Genomic DNA, 3,184 nt, shown 5'->3' on the forward strand with positions numbered 1-3,184 from the left:
GTTCGAGGAGTTCGAGAAGAAGATGCGCCAGGTGGTGTTCGTGTCGGCGACGCCGGCCGACTTCGAGAAGCGCAACGCCGGCCAGGTGGTCGAGCAGGTGGTGCGGCCGACCGGGCTGGTCGACCCGCTCGTCGAGGTGCGCCCGGCCACGCACCAGGTCGACGACGTGCTGCAGGAGATCCGCGAGCGCGTCGAGATCCACGAGCGCGTGCTGATCACCACGCTGACCAAGCGCATGGCCGAGCAGCTCACCGACTACCTGAGCGACAACGGCGTCAAGGTGCGCTACCTGCACAGCGACATCGACACCGTCGAGCGGGTCGAGATCCTGCGCGACCTGCGGCTCGGCACCTTCGACGTGCTGGTGGGCATCAACCTGCTGCGCGAGGGGCTGGACATCCCCGAGGTGTCGCTGGTGGCGATCCTCGATGCCGACAAGGAAGGCTTCCTGCGCGCCGAGCGCTCGCTGATCCAGACCATCGGCCGCGCGGCGCGCAATGTGAACGGCAAGGCGATCCTGTATGCCGACAAGATGACCGATTCGATGCGCCGCGCGATCGACGAGACCGAGCGGCGCCGCGCGAAGCAGATCCAGCACAACCTGGAGCAGGGCATCACGCCGCGCAGCGTGAAGAAGCAGATCCGCGAGCTGATCGACGGCGTCTACAGCGAGAAGAGCGCGAAGGACGAGCTGAAGAACGCGGCCGAGACGGCCGAGGTCGAGGCGATGAGCGAGAAGGACCTCGGCAAGCGCATCAAGCAGCTCGAGAAGCAGATGCTCGAGCATGCCCGCAACCTGGAGTTCGAGAAGGCGGCCCGCGTGCGCGACCAGCTGGCCCACCTGCGCGAGCAGGCCTTCGGCGCGCCCGGCACCGACAACGTGGTGCTGCTGCCGGCTGCCGGCGGCCGCAAGGCATGACGCAGCCACCGGTGCGGGCGCAGGTGCGGGTGCTGATGGTCTGCATGGGCAACATCTGCCGTTCGCCGACCGCCGAGGCGGTGCTGCGCCACAAGCTGCGCGCGGCCGGGCTGGGCGATGCAGTCGCGGTCGATTCGGCCGGCACGCACTCGTGGCACGGTGGCGAGCCGCCCGATCCGCGCTCCATCAGGCACGCGGCGCGCCGCGGCTACGACCTGGCCCATCTGCGGGCGCGGGTCGTGACGGGGGCTGATTTCGAGCGTTTCGACCTCATCCTGGCCATGGACTGGGACAACCTCGCCGAGCTGGAGGAGCGCTGCCCGCCGCAGCACCGCACCAAGCTGGGGCGGCTGACGCAGCATGGCGTGCGCTTCTCGAGCCCGGTCGTGCCCGACCCCTACCAGGGCGGGCCGGAGGGGTTCGACCACGTGCTCGACCTGGTCGAGGACGCCTGCGACGGGCTGGTCCGGCACCTGTCATTGCCGCGCCCCGAATAGCCCCATGCGCGCTACGGAACTTTCAGGTCCATTGCCGACCAAAAAACTAGGTTTCATCTATACTTGAGTAATCCTCTCGGGATCAACCGAGGGTTACCCCGGGGAAGGCAAGCGGGGACTCGACAAGCGTGAAATCGCCCTCATCTGCTTCGTTGACATTGTTGGCCGCCCAATCGGCTTAGGAGAATTTCATGCGTCTGACCACCAAAGGCCGTTTTGCAGTGACCGCGATGATCGACCTGGCTCTGCGTGAGCATTCGGGCCCCGTCGCGCTGGCCGCGATCAGCGCCCGCCAGCAGATCTCGCTGTCCTACCTCGAGCAGCTGTTCGGCAAGCTGCGCCGCCATGGGCTCGTCGAGAGCACCCGCGGCCCCGGCGGTGGTTATTCGCTGGGTCGCAAGTCCGAGGAAGTCACCGTCGCCGACATCATCGTGGCGGTCGACGAACCGATCGATGCCACCGGTTGCGCCGGCAAGGAAAACTGCATGGGCGAGGACACCGGCCGTTGCATGACGCACGACCTGTGGGCCAGCCTGAACTCCAAGATGATCGAGTACCTCGATTCGATCTCGCTGCGCAAGCTGGTCGACGAGCAACTGGCCAAGGGCATCTCGATCGAGGAACAACCGGTCAAGCGCGCGATCTCGACGCAGCCGGTCGTCAAGCCGATCAAGATCACCGCCCCGAATTCGGTCTTCGCCCTCGGCGGCGCCGCGTTCTCGAAGTAAGGCCTCTCCACCAACCCTTCGCTGCCTCTTTGCCGTAGCTGACTCCCATGGACATGACCCCCCACTTCCCGATCTACATGGACTACGGCGCGACGACGCCGGTGGACCAGCGCGTGGTCGACGCGATGATCCCGTGGTTGCGCGAGCATTTCGGCAACCCGGCGTCACGCAGCCATGCGTGGGGGTGGGAGGCGGAAGCGGCGGTCGAGAAGGCGCGCGAGCAGGTCGCGGCGCTGGTGGGCGCCGATCCGCGCGAGATCGTCTGGACCTCGGGTGCGACCGAATCCATCAACCTGGCGCTGAAGGGTGCCGCGCAGTTCTACAAGACGCGCGGCAAGCACCTGATCACGCTGAAGACCGAGCACAAGGCCGTGCTCGACACGATGCGCGAGCTGGAGCGCCAGGGCTTCGAGGTGACCTACCTCGACGTGCAGGAAGACGGCCTGCTCGACCTCGACAAGCTGAAGGCGGCGATGCGCCCCGACACCATCCTGGTCTCGGTGCTGTTCGTCAACAACGAGATCGGCGTGATCCAGGACATCCCGGCGATCGGCGCGATGTGCCGCGAGCGCGGCATCATCTTCCACGTCGATGCGGCGCAGGCCACCGGCAAGGTGGAGATCGACCTGGCCGCGCTGCCGGTCGACCTGATGAGCCTGGCCTCGCACAAGACCTACGGCCCGAAGGGCATCGGCGCGCTGTACGTGCGCCGCAAGCCGCGTGTGCGCATCGAGGCGCAGATGCACGGTGGCGGCCACGAGCGCGGCATGCGCTCGGGCACGCTCGCGACGCACCAGATCGTYGGCATGGGCGAGGCTTACCGCATCGCGCGCGCCGAGATGGGTGCCGACAACGAGCGCATCCGCATGCTGCAGCAGCGGCTGATCAACGGCCTGAAGGACATCGAGCAGACCTTCCTGAACGGCCACGCCGAGCGGCGCGTGCCRCACAACGTGAACATGTCGTTCAACTTCGTCGAAGGCGAATCGTTGATCATGGGCATCAAGGGCATCGCGGTGTCGTCGGGCTCGGCCTGCACC

Annotated in this window: 4 protein-coding genes; all 4 read left to right on the forward strand. The window is 66.8% G+C overall.

Annotated features, from left to right (window positions below; translation table 11 throughout):
• Positions 1-919 (forward strand): helicase-related protein (locus AC1D12_RS29075; protein ID WP_477844625.1); only part of this gene is annotated, 919 nt, incomplete at its 5' end.
• Positions 916-1,416: a low molecular weight protein-tyrosine-phosphatase gene (locus AC1D12_RS29080; protein ID WP_477844627.1), complete on the forward strand. Its 501-nt coding sequence runs from the start codon at positions 916-918 to the stop codon at positions 1,414-1,416. The genes AC1D12_RS29075 and AC1D12_RS29080, both read left to right, overlap by 4 nt.
• 191 nt (positions 1,417-1,607) lie before the next feature.
• Complete coding sequence (locus AC1D12_RS29085; protein ID WP_047502971.1) at positions 1,608-2,144, forward strand: Fe-S cluster assembly transcription factor; 537 nt, start codon at positions 1,608-1,610, stop codon at positions 2,142-2,144.
• A gap of 47 nt (positions 2,145-2,191) precedes the next feature.
• On the forward strand, positions 2,192-3,184 hold a 993-nt coding region (locus AC1D12_RS29090; RefSeq protein ID WP_477844629.1), incomplete at its 3' end, for an IscS subfamily cysteine desulfurase.

It is taken from the genome of Rhizobacter sp. P1_G5 (assembly GCF_056405435.1).